We start from the raw sequence: 22,646 nt of genomic DNA on the forward strand, positions 1-22,646 counted from the left end.
CTTTCGTCGTTTCTAGATCCCGAGCCGCCCGACGAACGCCGGCTCCGAGCGGGAGCTAGGTGTTCGGCCGTCCGGTCGCCCGCGTCGAGCCCGTGAGCCAGAGCGCGACGACCGTGCACGCCAGCGAGAGCGCGGCGAGCGGAAAATCCAGCCCGTACGTCGTGATCGCGATGATCGGAGCGATGAACACCAGGACGGCGATCACGCAGATCCGCATCCCGGGGAACCGGGGGGTGCCGGGGCCCGGCGCCGCCTCGAACCGCACGAGCCACAGCGACGCCGCCCAGACGACGGCCAGGACGAGCAGCAGGAAGAGCGGTCGCGTCCACCACCAGACCGCGCTACCCGGCGCGGGCATCGGCATCGGAAGCAGCAGCTCGATCCCGATCAGGATCATGATGACCGGCAGGTGCCAGAGGTAGATGGTCATGAGGCGCGAGCCGACCACGAACACCACGCCCTGCGCGGCCCGGGTCTCCATCAACGCGGTGAGGGGTCTGTGCAGCAGGGTGAGACCCGCCGCCTGGATCACCGCGAGGACCGCCATCGGCGTGGTCGGCGGCCACTGATTGCCGAGCATGCTCCACGAGTAGCCGTCGAGCGAGACGAGGCCCCACAGCGCCAGATACCCGCCGGTCATGACGAGCACGAGCTGCCACCACGACCGACGCGAGAACCAGCCGTCGAAGAGGAAGAAGCCGACCTGCTGCGCGAACAGCCAGACGAACACGATGTTCGGCACCCCGAAGAGCTCCTGCCCGGCGCCGTACCCCTCGGGAGGCACGGGTTGGATGCCGAGCAGACCGCCGACCACGATGTAGCGGAACCCGTCGACGAGCAGAGCGAGGCCGAGCAGCACGAGCAGCACGCGCGCGCCGTACCTCTCGTGCAGGCGCATCATCGTCGGTGCGGCCGCCTGCACGATCAGGTAGGCGGCGAGGAACCACAGCGGCGAGCCGACGCCGACCGCGACGACATCGACGAGCGCGGGGTCGACGCCCAGCAGGCGCACGGCGCCCAGCGCGACCGTGAAGAAGACGAACAGCGGCACGGCAGGACGAGCGAGACGAGCCAGGCGCACGCGAACGAACGAGTCGGCGCTCTCCCCGCGGCGCTGCGCGGAGCGCCACCCGGCACGTGCCGCATAGCCGCCGACGACGAAGAAGAGCGGCATGATGTTCGCGACCCACGTGGCTGCGCTGAACCAGGGCTGCGCCTCGACCGTCCGCTCGATCAGCAGCGAGCCGTCGGACGCCCGCCCCACCCCCGTGAAGAGGATGTGCACGAACACGACCAGCACCACGCAGACGACGCGGGCGAGGTCGAGAGTGAGATCGCGTCCGACCGGTATCGCGCGGGCGGTCGTATCGGTGGCGGCACTGCTCATGCCGACGACTCTAGCGGCGGGCGTCGTCACGGCCCGCTTCTTCCGTCGTCCGTCGTCAGTCGTCAGAGGAAGCTGGCGCGGCATCAGCTCGCGCGAGGCGGCGCTGCCGACGGACGCGACGGACGAGCCAGACGATCAGCGCCACGACGGCGGCGACCGCGAGCCACGGGAGGAGGAATCCGATCGCGATCACCAGCGCGTTGAGCGAGACCACGAGACCGTTCCAGCCGGCGAGCAGGCCGTCGCCGAAGCCGGCCGGGTCGGCCGTGGTCGGTGCGCCCGCTTTCGTCAGCTGCACCTGCACGCTCGACATCGCCACCTGATCGTCGAGGGCGGCGAGCTGCTGCTCGTAGGACTCGAGCTGCGCCTGGCGGTCGGTCAGGGCGACCTCCGCCTCGATGAGCTCCGAGACGCTGCCCGACTGCGCCATGAGTTCCGTCAGCCGCTGGACCGACGCCTTCGTGGCGTCGACGCGGGCTCGAAGGTCGATCGCGGTCGAGGTGACGTCCTGCTTCGAGATCGATGACGACACGACCTCGCCGGAGTCGCCCAGCTGGTCGATGACCGCGGTCAGGTCGGCGGACGGGATCCGGATGCTGATCCAGCCGTACCCGGAGTCGGGCGGCGCGGGCATCGAGGTGTCATCGACCGCGAGACTCCTCCCGACCTCGGTGCTCTCGATGTAGCCGCCCCGTTCCTCTGCGAGCGTGCTGATCTCGTCTGCCGCCTTCGCGATGTCCTTCACTTCGAGGGTGACGTATCCGGTCGCCACGATCTCGCGGTCCGCTCCGTCCACGGCGCCCGGCACGACCACTGCGGTATCGGCCCCCGGTGCGGCCTCCGAAACGCCCTGAGGGGCGCTGCGATCGGGTGAACCCCCACTCGAGTCCTGCGCAGTACCGCCCGTGAGCATCTCACCGCCCTCCGCCGTGCTCGCCGCGCTCCCTCCCACGCTGTCGAGGATGGGCGGCGTCACGAGCACGCCGACGACGAAGGCTGCGGCGATGCCGGCCCCGGTCAACCAGCGGCGACGGCGGACGCGCGAGCGGTCGGCGGTCGGCGCAGGGCGGGGCCGTTCCGCGGCGATCTCGTCGAACACGGCGCCCTCGATGCGGGCGACGGCTTCGTTCGAGAGTTCCGGTAGGTCAGGGGTCTTGTCGTTCATGCGTCGCTCGCTTCCTTGACGGCACCCCGCAACTGGGTGCGCACTCGCGAGAGACGGTTCCGAACGATGGCATGGCTGACCCCGAGCTGTTCGGCGGCGGCCTGGTACGCATAGCCCTCGGCGGCGCAGAGCCGGAAGATCTCCCGGTCGAGCTCGCCGAGCGTCCCGACCTCCTCCGCGATCCGGTCGGCAAGGGCGGCCGTGATCACCTGCTCCTCGACGCTCACGGTCGCGGGCAGCGTCTCATCGACGCCATCCGCCGTGTGAGCCTGGTCACGACGACGCTGGCGCAGGCGGTTGGCCGCCTGGAACCGGCAGATCGTCGCGAGCCACGGCAGCGCGGACTCGCCCTGGAGTTCGAGTCCTGGCAGCTTGCGCCACGCCGTGACGAAGGTCTCCTGCGTCACGTCCTCGGCATCGGCGGGTGCACCGACGATCCCGTGGGCGATCCAGTAGACCGGTCGCACATACGAGCGGTACAGCTCGCGGAAGGCGCTCTCGTCGCCTGCTGCGGCCTGCGCCACCCATCTCTGATCACTCGTCTGCACGGCATCCTGCTTCCGTTCGGTGTCTCTCACCCGGAAAGTGTCGGCGGATGCCCTATCGTCTCAGAATCAGTGCGCGGATGTGCCGCTCGCGCCGGCCTGCGCGGCCTTGATGGTGCTCTGCGACATCTTGTCGATCCAGGCGAGGGCCAGGGCGGACACGATGAAGACCATGTGGATCACGACCTGCCACAGCACGCCGGTCGGCGTGTAACTGCCCAGCCCGGCGGCCTCGGCCTTGCTGATGCCGTCCTCGTCCATGTTGCCGACGGCGATGAATGTCTTCAGCAGGTGGATCGAGGAGATGCCGATGATCGCCATCGCGAGCTTCACCTTCAGGACGTTCGCGTTGACGTGCGAGAGCCACTCGGGCTGATCGGGGTGCCCGTCCGTGTTGATGCGCGACACGAAGGTCTCATAGCCGCCGATGATCACCATGATCAGCAGGTTCGCGATCATCACCACGTCGATGAGACCGAGCACGCTCAGCATGATCGTGGCTTCGTTGATGTGCGTGATGTTGTGCATCACATCGTCGACGATCAGATGCCAGAGCTCCACCATGAAGACGACGACGTAGACGATCTGAGCGATGATCAGGCCGATGTACAGAGGCGCCTGCAGCCAGCGGCTCACGAAGATGAGCGATCCGATGGACCGGGCCCACGGGTTGCGAGCGGTGGTCTCGAGCGGCGCGGCGACGGGGCCGGCGTTGTCGATGGGAGAAGTCGGTGTCACAGCGACCATTCCACCACGGCTGCGGGTCTAGCATGGACATCGCGAGGGGGAGTATCCCGGATCCGCGCGTAACGTCATCACGAGCATCGGCGAAGCTGCTCCGGGCGCGCGACGCACCTGTGTGCGGGGGAGAGACTTTCGGTCTTTTCCGTGCCTCCCGAAAGGTCCCGTGTGACTGTGGACATCCCTCTCTGGTTCGAGATCACCTCGATGGTGGTGCTGAGCCTCATCCTGCTCGGCGATCTGCTGCTCATCCGTCTGCGCCCGCACATCCCGTCCACGAAGGAGTCGACCCTCTGGGTGGTCTTCTACGTCGGGCTGGCGCTGCTCTTCGCCGTGATCCTCGGCAACGTCGCCGGCTGGCGCAACGCCGGGGACTTCGTCACGGGCTGGGCTCTGGAGTACAGCCTCTCGGTCGACAACCTCTTCGTCTTCGTGCTGATCATGGCCCAGTTCGCGGTGCCGCGTCGGCTGCAGCAGCAGGTGCTGATGGTGGGCATCATCATCGCCCTCGTGCTCCGCGGCGCCTTCATCCTCGTCGGCGTCACGATCATCGAGCACTTCTCGCCGATCTTCTACATCTTCGGCGCCTTCCTGATCTACACCGCCATCAAGCAGGCGATGCCGGAGGGCGAGCACGACGACGACGTCAAGCGGGAGAACTTCATCGTCCGGCTGCTGCGTCGCCGCATCGACATCAGCGAGACCTACGACGGCTCGAAGATCCGCACCACGGTCGACGGCACGCGCATGTGGACCCCGATGATCATCGTGTTCATCACGATCGGCGTGACCGACCTCATCTTCGCGATCGACTCGATCCCGGCGATCTTCGAGATCACGACCAACGGCTTCCTCGTGTTCGCGGCGAACATCTTCGCGCTCATGGGTCTCCGGCAGCTGTACTTCCTGCTCGGCGACCTGCTCGACCGCCTGCGCTACCTCCACTACGGCATCGCCGTGATCCTCGGGTTCATCGGCGTCAAGCTCATCCTGCACGCACTCCACGAGAACGAGCTGCCGTTCATCAACGGCGGCCGGCACGTCGAGTGGGTGCCCGACATCGACAACCTCGTCTCGCTCGGGGTAATCGTCGTCTCGATGACCGTGGCGACGGTCGCGAGCCTCGTGGCATCCGCTCGCGAGAAGCGCGCCGAACGGATCGCGCCGTCGGTCGAGTGAGCGCCTCACCCCGCTGACCAGAGCTGCTCCGCCTCGAGCGTGAGATCGATGACCTGACGCAGCAGGGCTCCGACCGTGGTCGACTGCAGCAGCGTGAACTGGTCGTATTCGCCGAGCGGAGCGATCGCGGCGAGCTGCCAGGAAGCGGCGAGCGGATCGTCGGAGATCTCGGTATCGGCGTCCCACCGTCCGTCGACCCGGGAGAGCACGCGCCGCACGATCGCTTCCGCCTCGGTGCGCAGCGGAGTCAGCGCGTCGTTCCAGCTGAGGTCGGCCAGCGGCGACACCGCGGCGCGCGGGTAGGGGTCGTCGTCGAGCCACTGGTCGATCGTGAAGCGCTGCGTCCCCACGGCGACGGTGTGCAGCACCTCCGCGCCGGCCGTCACGCTCACCAGCCGAGCCATGGTGCCGATGCCGCTTCGTCGATCGCCCCCGCCCACCTCGTGTCCGCGCTCGATGAGCACGACGCCGAACTGCGGGTCGTCGTCGTCGAGCAGGTGTCCGATCATCGTGAGGTATCGCGGCTCGAACACCCGCAGGGGGAGCGGGGTGTACGGGAACAGCACCGAGCCGAGCGGGAACATCGGTATCGCAGTCATGACCCCAGTCAACACCGCGCGACGTACAGTGAACAGATGCGCAGACCCCGCCCCGACACTCCCGGCCCCGGACAGGAATCCGTCTGGGACTACCCCCGTCCTCCCCGGGTCGAGCGCGTGGCGGAGCGCGTCACGATCACCCTGGGCGGCCAGGTCATCGCGGACACGACGGATGCCGTGCGCGTTCTCGAGACCAGCCACCCGCCGGTGTACTACCTGCCGATCGCCGACTTCGTCGACGGCGCTCTCGTCGACGCGCCCGGGTCGTCGTTCTGCGAGTTCAAAGGAGCGGCTCGGTACCTGGACGTGCGGGGTGGCGGCGTGGTCGCCGCGGGGGCCGCGTGGAACTATCCGCAGCCGTCGCCGGGTTTCAAGGTGCTCTCCGACAGGGTCGCGGTGTACGCCGCGCCGATGGACGCGTGCACGGTGGGCGACGAGGTCGTCACCCCGCAGCCGGGAGGCTTCTACGGCGGGTGGGTGACCTCGACGGTCGCCGGTCCCTTCAAGGGCATCCCGGGCTCGATGGGCTGGTAGCCCGACAGTCGGAACCGCGCTCAGAAGGCCCGCAGGTTCGCCTGGAGTCCGCCCTCGACATATTCCCGGCGCAGGATGCCGCGGCGGCGCAGCACCGGGACGAGCTCGTCGAGCGTGCGGTGCAGCGTGACGGGGTGGAAGTCGCCCCACAGCAGCACGCCGTCGTTGCCCCAGTCGCCGAGCTCCTCGATGAGGTCGGCGAACTCCTCTGCCGTTCCGACGAACCCTGACCGGTCGGTGATGCGACCCGCCTTGGCCAGCGCGGTGAGGTGCGCGCGGAGCGGTGCGTCGTCACCGCGGTCTCCGACCAGGCGCTGGATGCTGCCCCGCGAGACGTGCGGTCCGAAGATCGACAGGTCGAGCGGACGGTCGAGATCCAGCGCCGTGAGATCGGTCTCCAGGTCGCTCGACTGCTTGCGCGCGATCTGCACGAGCGCGGCGTCGTCGGGGTGGGCGGACGCGGCGACGATGCGGTCTGCTTCCTCCGAGGAGGCGGTGATCACCGGCTGGATCGCGAAGAGGATCTTGATGTCGTCCGGTGCGCGCCCCGCGGCGACGGCGGCGTCGTGGATCTTCGCGCGGTACGCCCTGACCGACGCTTCGTTCAGAGGGGCGAGCGCGAGCTGCACGTCGGAGTTCGCACCGGCGAAACCGAGGCCGCGCCCTGACCCGCCGGGGGAGACGATGGCCGGCTCCCCGTCGGTGAAGGGGATCGCGTTGAGCGGGCCGTCGAAGGAGTAGTACTCGCCTCGGTGCTGCGTCGCGGAGAGCCGGCTTCCGTCGGCGTACACGTCGGTCGACCGGTCGGCGACGAGCGCTCCTTCCTCCCAGCTGCGCCAGAGGGAACGGATGCCGTCGAGCCACTCCTCCGCACGGTCGTAGGCCTCGTCATGGCCGAGCTGCGCGGCGTCCGAGAAGTGCCTGGCGCTGCCCGTGTCGGTGACGACGTTGAGGCCGAGGCGGTGTCCGCTCAGGTGCTGCAGCGTCGCGAACTGGCGCGCGGCCGTGTACGGCAGGTATGCCGCGGGGTTGACGGTGGGCACCACGCCGAGGTGACGTGTCGTCTGGAAGAGATACGGCGCGAGCAGCAGCGGGTCGTGCTTGGGTCCCCCGAATGCATGCCGCACCCGGAGGTCGATGGTCTCTGGCGAACCCATCGACGGCGCATCCTCGATGATGACGAGGTCGAAGCCGGCCTGCTCGAGGGTGCGTGCCGCCTCCTGGTAGATCTCGGGGCGCGTCCAGTCGTAGCCCCAGTCGAGCGAGGGGTAGCCCCATCCCTGCGGTCCGAATCCGCGGGCGAGGAACCACCCGAAGTGCTGAGGCCTGCTCATGCCACCGCCTCGCGGGCGGGTGCGAGGACGCGCGTGAGGTCGGCGATGAGGTCGGCGACGTCTTCGATGCCGATCGACAGACGCAGGGTGCCGGCACGGACGCCGAGCACATCGCGCTCCTCGTCCGTGCGCGAGGCGTGGCTCGTGGTGCCGGGGTGCAGCACGAGAGAGCGCACGTCGCCGATGTGCGTCATGTGCGTGAAGACCCGGACATCCTCGACGAAGGCGCGCGCTGCCTCGAGCCCGCCGCGCAGGGTGAACGTGAAGATCGACCCGTATCCGCCGGTCAGGTAGGTGTCGGCGAGACGGTGGTGAGGGTGGCTCTCGAGGCCGAGGTAATCGACGCTCTCGACGGCGTCCTGCGCGGCGAGCCAGCGGGCCACGTCCAGCGCGTTGCGCGACTGCCGCTCGACGCGGAGGCCCAGCGTCTCGGCGCCCTGCCCGATGAGGAAGGCGTTCAGCGGAGACGGCGATGCCCCGAATCGCGGAGCGACCGACTCGCGGGCGTACGCGAGTCGTGCGTTGCCGCCGTGTCGCGCAGCCACGCTCGCGAGGCCACCGCGCCCAGGCAGCACGAGGTGCGGGGCGTTGTGTCCCGCCTTCGCCGCATCGAACCGCCCGTCGTCGACGAGCACACCGCCGAGTACCGATCCGTGCCCGGCGAGGAACTTCGACGCCGAGTGCACGACGATCGCTGCTCCGTGCTCGATCGGACGGCAGAGGTACGGGGTGGCGAGGGTGTTGTCGACGATGAGCGGGATGGCGGCCTCGTCACCGACCGCGCTGACGGCGGCGATGTCGAGCAGGTCGTTCCGCGCGTTCGCGATCGACTCCGCGAACAGGGCTCGAGTGTTGGGCCGGATGGCCTCTCGCCATGCGTCGGGATCGTTGATGTCGTCGACGAAGCTCGTCTCGATCCCCAAGCGGGTGAGGTTGTCGAGGAAGAGCCCGCGCGTCCCCTCGTAGATGTGCGTGGATGAGACGATGTGGTCTCCGGCTCCGGCGACCGTGAGCAGCGCGGTGGCGACGGCGGCCTGACCGCTCGCCACCATGACCGCGTCCGTGCCGGACTCGAGGGCGGCCAGCTGCCGCTCGACCGCGCGGACGGTCGGGTTGCCGGTGCGGGTGTACCCGAAGCCGTCGCCCGTGCCGAAGTGGTTGGCCGCGTGATCGAAGTCGTCGAACTCGAAGCCCGCCGTGAGGTAGATCGGGGTCGCGCGCGACGCCGCCGGCTGCTGATTCCGGGCGGCGTGGACGGCCTTGGTGGCGAAGCCGAGGGAGTCGTCGGTCATGCGGGTGCCTCTCGATGGTGCGGGTCACAGTACTGTGTCACGGCGTGACTCGCCGCGCGGAAGCGGTGGTAACCTGACGTCATGCGGATCGTGCTCCTTCTTAGCGGCCGCGACGAGACCTCGTTCTGAGCCCCTCCTCGTCGCGGAGTCCATCGTGGGCCGAACCGCCAGCTTCAGGAGAACCGCATTGAACACCCCCGCATCGGAGTCCGCTCCCGCACGCCGCAGGACACTGGCCGAGAAGGTCTGGGACGACCATCTGGTCGTCAAGGGCGAGAGCGGCGAGCCAGACCTCATCTACATCGACCTGCACCTCGTGCACGAGGTGACGAGCCCGCAGGCCTTCGACGGTCTGCGCGCAGAGGGGCGTCCGCTCCGTCGCCTCGATCTCACGATCGCCACGGAGGACCACAACACCCCCACGTGGGAGATCGACAAGCCGATCGCCGACCTCACGAGCCGCACCCAGATCGAGACGCTGCGGCGCAACGCCGCCGAATTCGGCGTGCGGCTGCACTCGCTGGGTGACGCCGAGCAGGGCATCGTGCACGTGGTCGGTCCGCAGCTCGGCCTCACGATGCCGGGCATCACGGTGGTCTGCGGCGACTCGCACACCTCGACGCACGGTGCGTTCGGAGCCATGGCCTTCGGCATCGGCACCAGCGAGGTCGAGCACGTCATGGCCACGCAGACCCTGCCGCTCAAGCCCTTCAAGACCATGGCGATCAACGTCGAGGGCACGCTGCGCCCCGGCGTCACGGCGAAGGACATCATCCTCGCGGTCATCGCCAAGATCGGCACCGGCGGCGGACAGGGCTACGTGCTCGAGTATCGCGGCAGCGCGATCCGCGCCCTCTCCATGGAGGGACGCATGACGATCTGCAACATGTCGATCGAAGCCGGTGCCCGTGCGGGCATGGTCGCGCCGGACGAGACGACGTTCGCGTACCTCGAGGGGCGTCCGCACGCGCCGAAGGGACAGGACTGGGAGGATGCCGTCGCCTACTGGCGCACGCTTCCCACCGACGACGGCGCCGAGTTCGACGCCGAGGTGTTCATCGACGCCGACGACCTGGAGCCGTTCGTCACCTGGGGCACCAACCCCGGCCAGGGCAGCTCGCTGTCGGCCTCCGTGCCCGACCCGGCGCAGATCGCCGACCCCAACGAGCGCGCCGCCGCCGAGCGCGCGCTCGAGTACATGGACCTGGCTCCCGGCACACCGCTCAAGGAGGTTCCGGTCGACGCCGTGTTCATGGGGTCGTGCACGAACAGCCGCATCGAGGACCTGCGGGCCTTCGCGTCCATCATCAAGGGCAAGAAGAAGGCCGACGGCGTCCGCGTCATGGTCGTCCCCGGCTCGGCACGCGTGCGGCTCGAGGCCGAGGCCGAGGGGCTCGACCAGGTCATCAAGGACTTCGGGGCGGAGTGGCGCTTCGCCGGCTGTTCGATGTGCCTCGGGATGAACCCGGACCAGCTCGCACCCGGAGAGCGCTGCGCGTCCACCTCGAACCGCAACTTCGAGGGTCGTCAGGGCAAGGGCGGCCGCACGCACCTCGTGTCGCCGCTGGTGGCCGCGGCGACCGCGATCCGCGGCACGCTGTCCAGCCCCGGGGACTTGATGAGCGATGCGTCGACGAGCACGGCGACGCAGGTGGAGGTCTGACCATGGAGAAGTTCACGACGCACACCGGTATCGCCGCACCGCTCAAGCGGTCGAACGTCGACACCGACCAGATCATCCCGGCCGTCTTCCTCAAGCGCGTGACCAAGACGGGCTTCGACGACGCCCTCTTCCACGGCTGGCGGCAGGAGCCCGACTTCGTGCTCAACCAGGACGCGTTCCAGGGCGCGAGCGTGCTCGTGGCAGGTCCCGACTTCGGTACAGGATCGAGCCGCGAGCACGCGGTGTGGGCACTCCGCGACTTCGGATTCAAGGTCGTGCTGAGCCCGCGCTTCGCCGACATCTTCCGGGGGAACTCGGGCAAGCAGGGCCTGCTCGCTGCGACCATCTCGGAGGAGGATCTCGAGCGCATCTGGGCCGAGATCGACCGGAATCCCGGTGTTTCCATCACCGTGGACCTCGAGCAGCGGACCGCGTCGATCGGCGACATCCAGGCCGAGATCGGTATCGACGATTACACTAGATGGCGGCTCATCGAAGGGCTCGATGACATCGGGCTCACCCTGCGCAACGAAGACAAGATCGCGCAGTTCGAGGCCCGTCGCGAGTCGTGGCGGCCCCGGACTCTCCCCGTTCAGTGAACGGAGGGGCGGGGGAGCCGAGGGCGACCCCGCCCCGAATTCCTTGAACGAAGTGAGGCCCGAATGACGACACCTGTGCGCGACGCTCTCCCCGACGGGGTCCCCCCGCTGACCGGAGACGTCCTCGCCATTCGAGGAGGGCGACCGCTGCGCGGTCGCGTCGACGTCAAGGGCGCGAAGAACCTCGCGACCAAGGCGATGGTGGCGACTCTGCTGGGCGAGACCGCCAGCACGCTGCGCGACGTCCCAGCCATCAGCGACGTCGCGGTCGTGCGGTCGCTGCTCGAGGTGCACGGGGTTCGTGTGGCGGAAGGCGACGAGCCCGGATCGCTCACCTTCGACCCGAGCGACGTCGAGTCGGCCCACTTCGAGGAGATCGACGCCCACGCCGGAGCCTCGCGCATCCCGATCCTGTTCTGCGGTCCGCTGCTGCACCGGCTCGGACAGGCGTTCATCCCCGATCTCGGCGGATGCCGCATCGGCGACCGTCCCATCGACTTCCACCTCGACGCGCTCCGAAAGTTCGGCGCCACGGTCGAGAAGCTGCCGAGCGGCATCCGTCTCTCCACGGGCGGAGCCCGACTGCACGGCGCGAACATCCACCTGCCGTACCCGAGCGTCGGCGCCACGGAGCAGGTCCTGCTCACCGCGGTCCGCGCCGAGGGCGTGACCGAGCTGCGCAATGCGGCGATCGAGCCCGAGATCATGGACCTCATCGCGGTGCTGCAGAAGATGGGCGCCATCATCTCCTACGAGCCCAACCGTGTGATCCTCATCGAGGGCGTGGAGAAGCTGCGCGGGTACGACCACCGGTCGATCTTCGACCGCAACGAGGCGGCGTCCTGGGCGTCGGCAGCGCTCGCGACGGACGGCGAGATCTTCGTCGGCGGCGCGAAGCAGCAGGAGATGCTCACGTTCCTCAACGTCTTCCGCAAGGCGGGCGGCTGGTTCGACATCCAGGAGGACGGGATCCTCTTCCGTCGTGAGGGCGACCTCAAGCCGGTCGTGGTGGAGACCGACGTCCACCCCGGCTTCATGACCGACTGGCAGCAGCCGCTCGTCGTCGCCCTGACCCAGGCCAAGGGTCGCTCGATCGTGCACGAGACCGTGTACGAGAACCGCCTCGGCTTCACCGACGCCCTCGTCAAGATGGGCGCGGACATCGTCGTGCACCCGCGCGGGCTGCAGGCCGGCCCGCGGCGCGTCCCGCGTCGCGACCTCGAGCAGGCCGCCGTCATCACCGGTCCGACGCCGCTGCACGGCGCGGACATCGTCGTGCCGGACCTCCGCGGCGGCTACAGCCACGTGATCGCGGCGCTGACGGCCGAGGGCGAGTCGAAGGTGTCAGGAGTCGATATCCTCAGCCGCGGCTACGAGAAGTTCCTCGCCAAGCTCGACGCTCTCGGCGCCGACTTCGACGTCCTCCGGTGACCCCGATGGGTTCCCGGTCGACGGAGACCACGCGACCGAGCCTGTTCTGGCCGCTCGCGGTGATCGTGATCCCGCTGATCTCGCTGTTGGCGAAGATCCGCATCACGGGTGCCGAGAAGCTTCCGCAGAAGGGCGCCTTCGTCCTCGCGCCGAACCACTACTCGGAGTTCGACCCGCTGATCGTGGCGCTCGCGGTGTGGCGCATCGGTCGCGCACCGCGGTTCATGGCCAAGGAGAGCCTGTTCCGTGTGCCCGTACTGGGATGGTTCCTCACCCACACGGGCATGATCCCGGTCGCGCGCACGTCGTCGGCGTCGGCCGCCAAGCAGACGATGAAGCAGTCGGAGGAACTCGTCGAGCACGGCCGAGGGGTCATCGTCTACCCCGAGGGCACGCTCACGCGCGACCCCGACATGTGGCCGATGCGCGGCAAGTCGGGCGCGGTCCGGCTCGCTCTCGCCGACGGCATCCCGCTGATCCCCGTGGCCCATTGGGGCACTCAGGCGATCATGGGGCGCTATCAGAAGGGCCTGAGTCTCTGGCCGCTGCGCAAGCGCGTGGAGGTCGTGGTCGGCGACCCCGTGGACGTCTCGGACCTCCGCGGTCGCGCGGGCGAGCCTGCAGCGCTGAACGAGGCCACCACCAGGCTCATGAATGCGATCACGGCTCTGCTCGAGGAGCTGCGCGACGAGAAGGCGCCGGCGGAGCGCTGGAACCCCACTGCCCACGGACAGAAGGAGACGGGTCGCCTTGACTCCTAAGCGGACGATTCCGAGCGGTCCCCGGGTCGCGGTGATCGGCGCCGGGAGCTGGGGGACCACCTTCGGCAAGATCCTCGCCGACGGCGGGGCGCAGGTGACCATGTGGGCGCGTCGCGCCGAGCTGGCTCACGAGATCGACGAGGCCAAGCGCAACTCGAAGTACCTGCCGGGCATCAACCTGCCGCGCACGATGAGCGCGACGCACGAGCTGGCCGTCGCGATGCGCGACGTCGACCAGGTCTACCTGTCGGTGCCGAGCCAGTCGCTGCGCGAGAACCTCAAGGCGCTGCGCCCGCTGCTCGCGGGCGGTGACGCCAAGATCGTCAGCCTCATGAAGGGTGTCGAGCGCTCGACGGGTCTGCGCATGAGCCAGGTCATCGAGCAGGAGCTGCGGTGCGATCCCGAGCGCATCGCCGTGGCATCCGGCCCGAACCTCGCGCTGGAGATCGCGCGCGAGCAGCCGACGGCGGCCGTGATCTCCTCGCGGAGCCAGGAGACAGCGGAAGAGGTGGCGCGGGCCGCACGCAACGACTACTTCCGCACCTTCGTCAACACCGACGTCATCGGCACCGAGTTCGGCGGCGTGCTGAAGAACCTCATCGCGGTCGCCATCGGCATCGTCGACGGGGTCGGTTACGGCGAGAACACCAAGGCGTCGATCATCACGCGAGGGCTGGTCGAGATGACGGACTTCGCGGTCGCCAACGGCGCCCATCCGGAGACGCTGCAGGGGCTCGCCGGGCTCGGCGACCTCATCGCGACGTGCCAGTCGCCGCTGAGCCGCAACAACACGGCCGGGCGCCTGCTCGGCCAGGGATACAGCTTCCAGGACGTGGTCAAGCAGATGCAGCAGACGGCCGAGGGGCTCGCCTCCGTCGCGCCGGTGCTGCAGCTCGCCCGCGAATCCGACGTGGACATGCCCATCGTCGAACAGGTGAAGATGGTGCTCGACGGGAAGATGGATCCCCGCGACATCGCACCCCACCTCACGACGGACGACGACACCCCGCAGGGGGAGAGGACCAACCATGGACAAGCAGAGGGTGGTGGTGCTCTTCGGCGGGCGCTCCAGCGAGCATTCGATCAGTTCCGCAACGGCGGGCGGGGTGCTGGGCGCGATCGATCGTGATCGCTACGAGGTGATCCCCGTGGGGATCACGCGTGAGGGCGCCTTCGTCCTCGAGGACGACGACCCGACGAAGTTCCCGTTGGATGCCGCGCATCTGCCAGAGGTCGTCGACAACGGCACCCGCGTGCTGTGGCCGGAGCCCGGCGGCGACCGCACGCTGCGCGTGGTGCAGGCCGACGGCACGGTCGACGGTCTCGGCGAGATCGACGTGGTGCTGCCCATCCTGCACGGACCGCACGGAGAGGACGGCACGATCCAGGGCTACTTCGACACCCTCGAGGTGCCGTACGCCGGCGGCGGCGTCCTGGACTCCGCGCTCTGCATGGACAAGCACTTCATGAAGGTGGCGCTGCAGGCCGCGGGCATCTCCGTCGCCCCCTGGCGCACCGTGCGTGCCAGGGAGTGGGCGTCGCAGCCCGACGCCGTCCGCGCCGCCGCTGCGGAGCTGGGCTCACCGCTCTTCGTGAAGCCTGCCCGCGCCGGATCGAGTGTCGGGGTGTCGAAGGTCGAAGCGCTCGACGAGCTCGATGCGGCCCTCGCCGTCGCCTTCGCGGAGGACGACAAGGTGCTCATCGAGACCGGTGTGGTCGGGCGGGAGATCGAGGTGGCCATCCTGGAAGGCGCCGAGGGCATTCGAGCATCGCTTCCCGGGGAGATCGTGCTCACGTCGCGCGGGTTCTACGACTTCGAGGGCAAGTACCTCGGCGGAGACGGCGTCGACGTCGTGTGCCCGGCCGACCTCGACGACGCACAGGTGGCGGCCATCCAGGACGCGGGTATCCGCGCTTTCGACGCGGTCGACGGTCGCGGCCTGGCTCGCGTCGACATGTTCCTCACCGCGTCGGGCGAGCTCGTCGTCAACGAGCTGAACACGATGCCCGGTTTCACTCCGATCTCGATGTTCCCCAAGTGCTGGGTCGTCTCGGGTCTGAGCTACGGGGATCTCATCTCCGAGCTGATCGAGGCCGGCCTGCGCCGCTGAGCGCGACGGCTCGGCCGGCGGTCAGCCCTCGGTCGAGCCGTCGTCGGCGCTCTCGTCTGCGCCGTCCTCGGTCGGCACGCGATCGGTGCACCGCGCCGTGGCGGGCGCGAGACCGGCCCGGATGCTCGTGGACAGCTGTTCCACGACCGTCCGGAAGTCGATCTCCGAGCCTCGGCGGATGATGACCTCGATCGCCGGGTCCCGTCCGTAGGTGACGAGACGCTGCCGCTCCTCCTCCTGGTCGAGCACGAGCCAGTCGACCCCGCCGATCGTGGTGCACACGTCGGTCGACGGCGCGGGGGGCTCGACGCCGCAGCGGAGCACCACGGTCGGATCGCCCCAGGCGCCCGTGGCCTGCGCGTCGGTCCACACCCGGTCGAGTTCGCCCACGGCATCGGGCAGGAGCACCGAGACCTCGGCGCACGCCGGGTTGTCGGCGTCGTCGGCCGGCTCGAGGTGGATGGTGGTCGAGCATCCGGCGAGGCCGGCTGCGGCGACCAGCATGCCCGCGACGAGGAGAAGACGGCGAGAGGTGGGCATGCATCCAGGCTACCTTTGACAGCATGCCCTCCCGACCCGATGCCGACGACCCGCGCCTCGGCGACCTGTCGGAGGGGGAGATCCTCCGAGCCATCCTCGCGCGCACGGCGCAGGCGTCGCACACGCTGATCGGCCCCGGCGACGATGCGGCTGTCGTGGCCGCACCGTCGGGCTCCGTCGTCGCGACCACCGACACCCTGGTGCACGGGCCCGACTTCCGACTCGCCTGGTCGAGCGGATTCGACCTGGGATGGAAGGCGGCGGCGGTCAACCTCGCCGACGTCGCGGCGATGGGCGCGCGTCCGACGGCGCTCCTCGTGGCACTGGCCGTGCCGCGCGATCTCCGGCTCTCTTTCGTGGAGCGGCTCGCCGACGGTTTCCGTGAGGCGTGCGCGGCGCTGGCTCCCGGCTGCGCGGTGGTCGGCGGCGACCTCACCGTGTCGGATGTGCTCACCGTCGCGGTCACGGCTCTGGGTGACCTGGAGGGCCGTGCTCCGATCACGCGCAGCGGTGCCCGTCCCGGAGACACGGTGGCGGTCGCGGGTGAGCTCGGGCACGCCGCGCAGGGACTCCAGCTGCTCTTCGGCCGGTTCCGTGACGGCGAGATCCCGGTGCCGGTCGATGTCGCGGTGCTCGGCGACGGCGACCGTGCGGCCCTCGACGCGCAACTGCGTCCTTCGCCCCCGATCGGGTTGGGTCCGATGGCGGCGACAGCCGGCGCGACGGCGATGATGGACGTCTCCGACGGACTCGCGCTGGACGCGCGGCGCATGGCGGCGGCATCCGGGGTGACGATCCACCTGTCTGCGGCGGCGCTCGGCGACGATCCGGTGCGTGCTCTCGCCGGGGGTGAGGACCACGCGCTGCTGGCCGCGTTCCCGGGCACGGTTCTGCCGCCCGGCTTCCGACGCATCGGCGAGGTCGGGGATCGATCGGACCACGACCTGCTCCTCGACGGCGATCCGGTCGACGTCAGCGGCTGGGACCCGTACCGAGACTGGGACGCGGCGTCAGGCTGAGGAGTCGGCCCCTCGGGGCGTCGCCCACCACAGGGTCGTGTCGCCGTAGGTCTTCTCGCGGAGCAGCTCGAGTCCGGCGGCGGAGAGGTCGGGCGGGGTGGACCGCCTCGCGCGTTCGATCACGACGAGTGCCTCCGGGGCGAGGAGCGGCGCGAGTGCGAGGAGGTCGCCGTTCATGGCCTCATCGCCCAGATCGTAGGGCGGGTCGGTGAAGACGAGGTCGAAGGGCCCCGTCGCACGCTGCAGGAAGGCGCGGACGCTGCTCTGGTGAACGCGTGCGGGGGAGAGGCCCCCGGCTTTCGCCACGATGCCGGCGTTGCGGCGGATGATCCCCACCGCGGCGCGACCGTGTTCGACGAGGTCGACGGACGCGGCGCCCCGGCTCGACGACTCGAGGCCGAGGGCCCCCGAGCCGGCGTACAGATCGAGGACACGAGCTCCGGACATCGCGTCGGCGGATTCGAGGGCGCCGAACAGCGATTCCCGCACCCGGTCGCTCGTGGGGCGGGTGCCGCTTCCCGGCACGTCCAGTCGGGCGCCCCTGGCGGCCCCGGCGATGATCCTCGTCACCCGTTCACGATACGACAGCGTCCGTGCACGCCGTGTCGGCGCCGCCTTCTAGACTCGGACCATGCCGCTCTCGCTCGACACGTCTCTGCAGGAGGCGCTCGGCGCGACCCCGGCGAAGGCGCTCGACCGGGCTTTCGGTATGGCGACGGTCGGCGATCTGCTCTCGCACTATCCGCGACGGTACGCGGATCCGGGAGAGCTCACCCCGATCCGCGAGCTCCCGATCGGCGAGACCGTCACGATCGTCGCCGAGGTGCTGTCATCGAGTGCTCGGGCGATGCGCAATCGACGTGGCGCGATGGCCGACGTCGTGATCGGCGACGGCATCGGGAAGATGTCCCTGACGTTCTTCGCGAAGAATCTCGGGGCGGCGAAGTGGCGGTCGGAGGAGCTGGCGGTCGGCCGCCGTGGCGTGTTCTCCGGCAAGGTCGGCGAGTTCAACGGGGTCACCCAGTTCGCGCATCCCGAGTACGAGCTCTTCGACGACGAGGACGCCGCGCGGCGACGCGCGGACGCGCGTGCCGCCGTCCTGATCCCGATCTACCCGGCGACCTCCAGCCTGCAGACCTGGCAGATCGCGAAGTTCGTCGGCAGGGTCCTCGACGACCTCGGGGATGTGCCCGAGCCGCTCGCCCCCGACGTCCGGTCCGGGGAGGAGCTGCTGACGGCACGCGAGGCGCTCGAGCAGATCCACCGTCCCAAGACCCGCAATGACATCGATCCCGCCGTCCGCACGCTGCGCATGCACGAGGCGCTCACCCTGCAGACGGCGCTGCTGCAGCAGCGCGACGCGGTGCGGGCCCTCTCGGCCACGACGCGGCCGGCCGCGCCCGGGGGACTCCTCGAACGCTTCGACGCGGCGCTTCCGTACTCGCTCACGCCCGACCAGCAGACCGTCGGCGACCAGATCGCGCACGACCTCGTCGGGTCATGGCCCATGAACAGGCTCGTGCAGGGCGAGGTGGGCTCCGGTAAGACCCTCGTCGCGCTTCGCGCCATGCTCCAGGTCGCAGAGTCCGGTGGGCAGGCAGCGCTCATCGCACCGACGGAGGTGCTTGCAGGGCAGCACCTCCGATCGATCACGAAGATGCTCGGTCCCCAGCTCGCGCCGCTCGTCATGCCGACGCTGCTGACCGGGCAGATGCCTGCGGCGGAGCGACGCAAGGCCGCGCTGCGCGTCGCCTCGGGCCAGTCGCTCATCGTCGTCGGCACGCACGCGCTCCTCGGCGAGAAGACCACCTTCGCCGACCTCGGTCTCGTCGTGGTCGACGAGCAGCACCGCTTCGGCGTGGAGCAGCGCGAGGCGCTCCGCGCCAAGGGGTCGAGTCCGCACGCCCTCGTCCTGACGGCGACGCCGATCCCTCGCACAGTCGCGATGACGGTGTTCGGCGACCTCGACACATCCGTCATCCGCACGATGCCGAAGGGGCGCGCGGGTATCGAGTCGTTTGTCGCGCCCCTCGCCGAGCATCCCGGCTGGTTCAACCGCGTCTGGGAGCGCGCCGCAGAGGAGATCGCGCAGGGCCGTCAGGTGTTCGCCGTCTGCGCGGCGATCGACACCACGAAGAAGACCGCCGAGGTGGGTGAGCAGGCACTCCTGCAGGGCGAGGGCGCGGCCGGTCCCAAGTGGGGCGTGGTGCAGCTCGACGAGGCGCTGGCCACGCATCCGACCCTCGGCGGTCTGCGCAGAGCGGTCCTCCACGGACGCATGCCGTCGGATGAGAAGGACGCCGTGATGCAGTCCTTCGCCCGCGGCGACATCGACCTGCTGATCGCCACGACCGTGATCGAGGTCGGCGTCGATGTGCCCAACGCCTCGACCATGATCGTCCTCGACGCCGACCGCTTCGGCGTCTCGCAGTTGCATCAGCTCCGCGGGCGCGTCGGGCGAGGGGGCGTGCCGGGCCTCTGCCTCCTCGTGACCGACGCCGAGGCGGGTTCGGTCGCGCGTGAACGCGTGGATGCTGTCGCTGCGACGCTCGACGGATTCGCCCTCGCGGAGGTCGATCTCGAACTCCGCGGAGAGGGCGACGTGCTGGGAGCGGCCCAGGCCGGAGTGCGCTCGTCGCTCAAGCTGCTGCGCGTCGTCAAGGATTCCAAGCTCATCGTGCGGGCGCGAGAGCTCGCCGAGGCGATCCTCGCGGACGACCCCGATCTCACGGCGAATCCCGGCCTCCGAGCCGCGATCGCGCGTCGCGTGACGGAAGAAGACCGCGCCGCGCTCGCGAAGAACTGACCTCACTTCGAGGTGCCCTAGGCTGGATGCATGAGCAGCCGGATCGCCGTCGTCCCGGGTTCCTTCGATCCGCCCACCCTCGGTCATCTCGATGTGATCAGGCGCGCGGCGAAGCTGTACGACGAGCTGCACGTGCTCGTCGTCCACAACCCCGGCAAGGAAGCCATGCTGCCGATCGCGCAGCGCATGTCGCTGCTGGAACAGTCGATCGCCGAGGACGGGATGGACGGCAACGTCATCGTCGGGTCGTGGAGTATGGGCCTGCTCGTCGACTACGCCCGCGACGTCGACGCCGGCGTGCTGGTCAAGGGCATCCGCTCGCAGGTGGACGTCGCCTACGAATCCCCGATGGCGATCGTCAACCGCCATCTCGCCGACATCGAGACGGTGTTCCTGCTGCCGGATCCTGCGCACGCCCTGGTGTCGAGCTCGCTCGTGCGGCAGGTCGCCGGGCTCGGCGGAGACATCTCGCCGTTCGTTCCGCCGGCCGTCGCCTCGTTCCTCGACACCGGCTCCCGCGGGATCTGACCGTCCCTTCGCCGGGCCTCCGCACTCAGGCGCCGACCAGCCCCGGGCCCCGCCGAGCCGGTAGCATTGCGGGGTGCGTTCCCGATTCAACGGCCCCTTCGTCCTCCCCGTCCGCGACATCGTTCGCAAGCCGGGGGAGATGCGCGAGCATGCCTTCACGGTGACTCTCGCCGAGCCGTGGGGCGAGGGAATCGTGTCCTTCGCCCAGGGTTCCGAGCTCGATCTCGATGTGCGGCTCGAGTCGGTCCACGAGGGCATTCTCGTGTCCGGCGCGGCTGATGCGGAGTACTCCGGAGTATGCGGTCGGTGCCTCACCGACATCGCCCGGCCCGTCGAAGTCGAGTTCCAGGAGCTTTTCGCGTATCCTGGTGAGGAAGAAACTGACTTCGAGGTTCAAGACGACCACGTGGATCTTGAAACTCTTGTCAGGGATGCGGCCGTATTGTCGCTTCCATTTCAGCCGGTGTGTCAGCCGGATTGCCCCGGGCTCGACCCGGTCACGGGCGAGAGGCTGACCGAGAGCACCGGATCGGAGCAGGCAGCTCCCATCGATCCTCGATGGAGTGCGCTCCAGCAGATCACAGACCAAGACGGCGCGGCAGAGAGCAGCGCCGCCGAGAAAGAAGAGAGCTAGTCATGGCTGGTAACCCCCCGAAGCGCAAGGTCTCCCGTTCCAACACCCGCTCGCGTCGCGCGCAGTGGAAGGCCGAGGCTCCCGCGCTCGTCAAGACCGTCGAGAACGGCAAGGTCGTCTACAGCCGTCCTCACCAGGCGAAGGTCGTCACCGACTCGCAGGGCACCGAGCTCTTCCTCGAGTACAAGGGCCGCAAGGTCGCTGACGTCTGAGTCGCGACTCCCGATCGTGACAGAGGTCCCTGGGGGGACGAGACCTCTCCCTGAGAAGCTCCGCGTCGATATCGACGCGGAGCTTCTGGAGTTGGCGCTCACCCACCGCTCATACGCCTACGAGCACGGCGGTATCCCTCACAACGAGCGCCTCGAGTTCCTCGGCGACTCGGTGCTCGGGCAGGCGGTGACCGTGATGCTGTTCACGAGCCACCCCGAGCTCGATGAGGGGGCTCTGGCGAAGCGTCGCGCGAGCGTCGTGTCGACGGTCGCGCTGGCGGAGGTCGCGCGGGGTATCGAGTTGGGCAACCACCTGCTGCTCGGCCGCGGCGAGGAGCAGACCGGCGGGCGCGACAAGGACTCGATCCTCGCGGACACGATGGAGGCCGTCATCGGCGCCACGTTCCTGTCAGCCGGCCCCGATGCCGCGACGGAACTGGTGCTGCGGCTGACCGAGCCGCTGCTCGCCGATCCCGAGCGCTACGGCGCGGCGATGGACCCGAAGACGAGCCTGCAGGAACTCGCGGCCCGCCTCGGGCTGACCGCTCCGCAGTACTCCATCGAAGCCAGCGGTCCCGACCACGACCGTCGCTTCACCGCGACGGTGACCGTCGGTGACGTCAGCATGAACGGGCTGGGCAGCAGCAAGAAGACGGCAGAGATGGCTGCAGCGCTGAGCGCGTGGCGTCTGCTCGACGAGCGTGCCTGAGCTCCCCGAGGTCGAGGTGGTGCGCGCCGGGCTCGCCCCCGCCGCGATCGGCTCGCTCATCACCGCGGTCAGCGTGTTCGATGAGCGCGCACTGACCCGGCATGCGGCGGGCGCCGAGGACTTCGTCGCCCGGCTCGAGGGACACCGGTTCGCTGCGGCCGACCGGCGCGGCAAGTTTCTGTGGCTCCCGCTCGACTCCGGTGGCACCGCGTTGATCGCCCACCTGGGCATGAGCGGGCAGATGCTGCTCCGCGCGCCCGATGCGCCGGCCGAGCGGCACGAGCGGATCCGGATCAGCCTCGAGCACCCGACGCACGGTGAACTGGCCATGGTCTTCGCCGATCAACGGACGTTCGGATCTCTGGCCGTCGACGAGCTGCGCGACGACGGGCCGTCGCGGATCCCGTCGCAGGTGCTCCACATCGCGCGCGATCCGATGGATCCGCTCTTCGACGACGCGGCGTTCCTCGCCGCGCTCCGGCGCAGGAGCAGCGGCATCAAGCGTGTCCTCCTGGATCAGCAGGTGATCAGCGGAGTCGGCAACATCTATGCCGATGAGTCGTTGTGGGCGGCACGCATCCACCCGGAGACCGCCGCGTCCGCCCTCTCGACGCCGGCGGCCTCGCGGCTGCTCGCCGAGATCCGAGCGGTGCTGGCCAAGGCCCTCGCCGAGGGCGGCACGAGCTTCGACGCGCAGTACGTCAACGTCAACGGTCAGGCCGGGTACTTCGCGCACTCCCTCAACGCGTACGGACGCGGGGGTGAGCCGTGTCCGCGGTGCGGCGGCCCGATCCGCCGCACCGCGTTCATGAACCGGTCGAGCCACTACTGCCCGCGCTGTCAGCGCCGCCGCTGAC

At 69.3% G+C, this 22,646-nt stretch carries 24 protein-coding genes; 15 read left to right on the forward strand and 9 right to left on the reverse strand.

The window, feature by feature from the left end; translation table 11 throughout:
• Positions 1-55 precede the first annotated feature (55 nt).
• The 4 genes from RAC69_RS00720 to RAC69_RS00735 are packed head-to-tail and all read right to left on the reverse strand — an operon-like array spanning position 56 to position 3,835.
• Positions 56-1,387 (reverse strand): acyltransferase, encoded by a 1,332-nt coding sequence (locus tag RAC69_RS00720; RefSeq protein ID WP_375084452.1) that lies wholly within the window; start codon positions 1,385-1,387, stop codon positions 56-58.
• A 55-nt stretch (positions 1,388-1,442) separates the two neighbouring features.
• Positions 1,443-2,552, reverse strand: a complete 1,110-nt coding sequence (locus RAC69_RS00725) for a DUF4349 domain-containing protein (RefSeq protein ID WP_375084454.1) — start codon at positions 2,550-2,552, stop codon at positions 1,443-1,445.
• Complete coding sequence (locus tag RAC69_RS00730; protein WP_375084455.1) at positions 2,549-3,130, reverse strand: RNA polymerase sigma factor; 582 nt, start codon at positions 3,128-3,130, stop codon at positions 2,549-2,551. Before RAC69_RS00730 ends, RAC69_RS00725 begins: the two co-directional genes overlap by 4 nt.
• Positions 3,131-3,166: 36 nt before the next feature.
• The gene (locus RAC69_RS00735; protein ID WP_341934630.1) at positions 3,167-3,835 is read right to left on the reverse strand and encodes a TIGR00645 family protein; all 669 of its coding nucleotides are present in this window, start codon (positions 3,833-3,835) and stop codon (positions 3,167-3,169) included.
• Between the two features lie 177 nt (positions 3,836-4,012).
• Between RAC69_RS00735 and RAC69_RS00740 the strand changes: the two genes are divergently transcribed.
• On the forward strand, positions 4,013-5,017 hold the full coding sequence (locus tag RAC69_RS00740; protein WP_375084457.1) for a TerC/Alx family metal homeostasis membrane protein: 1,005 nt from the start codon (positions 4,013-4,015) through the stop codon (positions 5,015-5,017).
• Positions 5,018-5,022: 5 nt separating this feature from the next.
• Here RAC69_RS00740 and RAC69_RS00745 read toward each other — a convergent pair whose 3' ends face one another.
• On the reverse strand, positions 5,023-5,616 hold the full coding sequence (locus RAC69_RS00745; protein ID WP_341934628.1) for an LON peptidase substrate-binding domain-containing protein: 594 nt from the start codon (positions 5,614-5,616) through the stop codon (positions 5,023-5,025).
• Positions 5,617-5,652: 36 nt separating this feature from the next.
• Here RAC69_RS00745 and RAC69_RS00750 point away from each other — a divergent pair, with 36 nt between their 5' ends.
• Positions 5,653-6,150 (forward strand): DUF427 domain-containing protein, encoded by a 498-nt coding sequence (locus RAC69_RS00750; RefSeq protein WP_375084459.1) that lies wholly within the window; start codon positions 5,653-5,655, stop codon positions 6,148-6,150.
• Positions 6,151-6,170: 20 nt separating this feature from the next.
• Here the strand turns inward: RAC69_RS00750 and RAC69_RS00755 are convergent, their stop codons facing one another.
• Positions 6,171-7,484 (reverse strand): LLM class flavin-dependent oxidoreductase, encoded by a 1,314-nt coding sequence (locus RAC69_RS00755; RefSeq protein ID WP_375084461.1) that lies wholly within the window; start codon positions 7,482-7,484, stop codon positions 6,171-6,173.
• Complete coding sequence (locus RAC69_RS00760; protein WP_375084463.1) at positions 7,481-8,776, reverse strand: O-acetylhomoserine aminocarboxypropyltransferase/cysteine synthase family protein; 1,296 nt, start codon at positions 8,774-8,776, stop codon at positions 7,481-7,483. The genes RAC69_RS00755 and RAC69_RS00760 overlap by 4 nt, the downstream gene beginning before the upstream one ends.
• Before the next feature lie 187 nt (positions 8,777-8,963).
• On the opposite strand from RAC69_RS00760, the gene leuC reads away from it, so the two are divergent.
• From leuC to RAC69_RS00790, 6 genes are all read left to right on the forward strand, one after another.
• Positions 8,964-10,439: a 3-isopropylmalate dehydratase large subunit gene (gene leuC / locus RAC69_RS00765; protein WP_375084465.1), complete on the forward strand. Its 1,476-nt coding sequence runs from the start codon at positions 8,964-8,966 to the stop codon at positions 10,437-10,439.
• A gap of 2 nt (positions 10,440-10,441) precedes the next feature.
• Positions 10,442-11,038: a 3-isopropylmalate dehydratase small subunit gene (gene leuD, locus RAC69_RS00770; protein WP_375084466.1), complete on the forward strand. Its 597-nt coding sequence runs from the start codon at positions 10,442-10,444 to the stop codon at positions 11,036-11,038.
• A 63-nt stretch (positions 11,039-11,101) separates the two neighbouring features.
• Entirely contained in the window at positions 11,102-12,469 is a 1,368-nt protein-coding gene (gene murA, locus RAC69_RS00775) for a UDP-N-acetylglucosamine 1-carboxyvinyltransferase (RefSeq protein WP_375084468.1), read from the forward strand.
• A 5-nt stretch (positions 12,470-12,474) separates the two neighbouring features.
• Entirely contained in the window at positions 12,475-13,230 is a 756-nt protein-coding gene (locus RAC69_RS00780) for a lysophospholipid acyltransferase family protein (RefSeq protein ID WP_375084470.1), read from the forward strand.
• Positions 13,231-13,261: 31 nt separating this feature from the next.
• On the forward strand, positions 13,262-14,359 hold the full coding sequence (locus tag RAC69_RS00785; RefSeq protein WP_375085280.1) for an NAD(P)H-dependent glycerol-3-phosphate dehydrogenase: 1,098 nt from the start codon (positions 13,262-13,264) through the stop codon (positions 14,357-14,359).
• Complete coding sequence (locus RAC69_RS00790) at positions 14,259-15,341, forward strand: D-alanine--D-alanine ligase family protein (protein WP_375084472.1); 1,083 nt, start codon at positions 14,259-14,261, stop codon at positions 15,339-15,341. The genes RAC69_RS00785 and RAC69_RS00790 overlap by 101 nt, the downstream gene beginning before the upstream one ends.
• A 21-nt stretch (positions 15,342-15,362) precedes the next feature.
• Here the strand turns inward: RAC69_RS00790 and RAC69_RS00795 are convergent, their stop codons facing one another.
• On the reverse strand, positions 15,363-15,881 hold the full coding sequence (locus RAC69_RS00795; protein ID WP_375084474.1) for a DUF3515 family protein: 519 nt from the start codon (positions 15,879-15,881) through the stop codon (positions 15,363-15,365).
• 23 nt (positions 15,882-15,904) lie between these two features.
• Here RAC69_RS00795 and thiL point away from each other — a divergent pair, with 23 nt between their 5' ends.
• On the forward strand, positions 15,905-16,900 hold the full coding sequence (gene thiL, locus RAC69_RS00800; RefSeq protein ID WP_375084476.1) for a thiamine-phosphate kinase: 996 nt from the start codon (positions 15,905-15,907) through the stop codon (positions 16,898-16,900).
• Here the strand turns inward: thiL and rsmD are convergent.
• Positions 16,892-17,470: a 16S rRNA (guanine(966)-N(2))-methyltransferase RsmD gene (gene rsmD / locus RAC69_RS00805; protein WP_375084478.1), complete on the reverse strand. Its 579-nt coding sequence runs from the start codon at positions 17,468-17,470 to the stop codon at positions 16,892-16,894. The genes thiL and rsmD overlap by 9 nt on opposite strands.
• Before the next feature lie 61 nt (positions 17,471-17,531).
• On the opposite strand from rsmD, the gene RAC69_RS00810 reads away from it, so the two are divergent.
• The 6 genes from RAC69_RS00810 to mutM all read left to right on the forward strand — a co-directional run bounded on the left by RAC69_RS00810 (position 17,532) and on the right by mutM (position 22,645).
• Positions 17,532-19,706 carry an ATP-dependent DNA helicase RecG gene (locus tag RAC69_RS00810; RefSeq protein WP_375084479.1) on the forward strand — a complete coding sequence of 725 codons (2,175 nt, stop codon included), beginning with the start codon at positions 17,532-17,534 and terminating at the stop codon, positions 19,704-19,706.
• Positions 19,707-19,736: 30 nt separating this feature from the next.
• Positions 19,737-20,234 carry a pantetheine-phosphate adenylyltransferase gene (gene coaD / locus RAC69_RS00815; protein WP_096715948.1) on the forward strand — a complete coding sequence of 166 codons (498 nt, stop codon included), beginning with the start codon at positions 19,737-19,739 and terminating at the stop codon, positions 20,232-20,234.
• Positions 20,235-20,373: 139 nt separating this feature from the next.
• The gene (locus tag RAC69_RS00820; protein ID WP_375085282.1) at positions 20,374-20,868 is read left to right on the forward strand and encodes a DUF177 domain-containing protein; all 495 of its coding nucleotides are present in this window, start codon (positions 20,374-20,376) and stop codon (positions 20,866-20,868) included.
• 2 nt (positions 20,869-20,870) lie between these two features.
• Positions 20,871-21,080 (forward strand): 50S ribosomal protein L32, encoded by a 210-nt coding sequence (gene rpmF / locus RAC69_RS00825; RefSeq protein ID WP_050721097.1) that lies wholly within the window; start codon positions 20,871-20,873, stop codon positions 21,078-21,080.
• 16 nt (positions 21,081-21,096) lie between these two features.
• Entirely contained in the window at positions 21,097-21,789 is a 693-nt protein-coding gene (rnc, locus tag RAC69_RS00830; protein WP_375084480.1) for a ribonuclease III, read from the forward strand.
• A complete protein-coding gene (gene mutM, locus RAC69_RS00835) occupies positions 21,782-22,645 on the forward strand; it encodes a bifunctional DNA-formamidopyrimidine glycosylase/DNA-(apurinic or apyrimidinic site) lyase (RefSeq protein WP_375084482.1) in 864 nt (287 codons plus the stop codon). Before rnc ends, mutM begins: the two co-directional genes overlap by 8 nt.
• Position 22,646: the final 1 nt, after the last annotated feature.

Origin of the sequence: Microbacterium sp. LS_15 (assembly GCF_041954735.1) — a bacterium.
GTDB lineage: Bacteria > Actinomycetota > Actinomycetes > Actinomycetales > Microbacteriaceae > Microbacterium.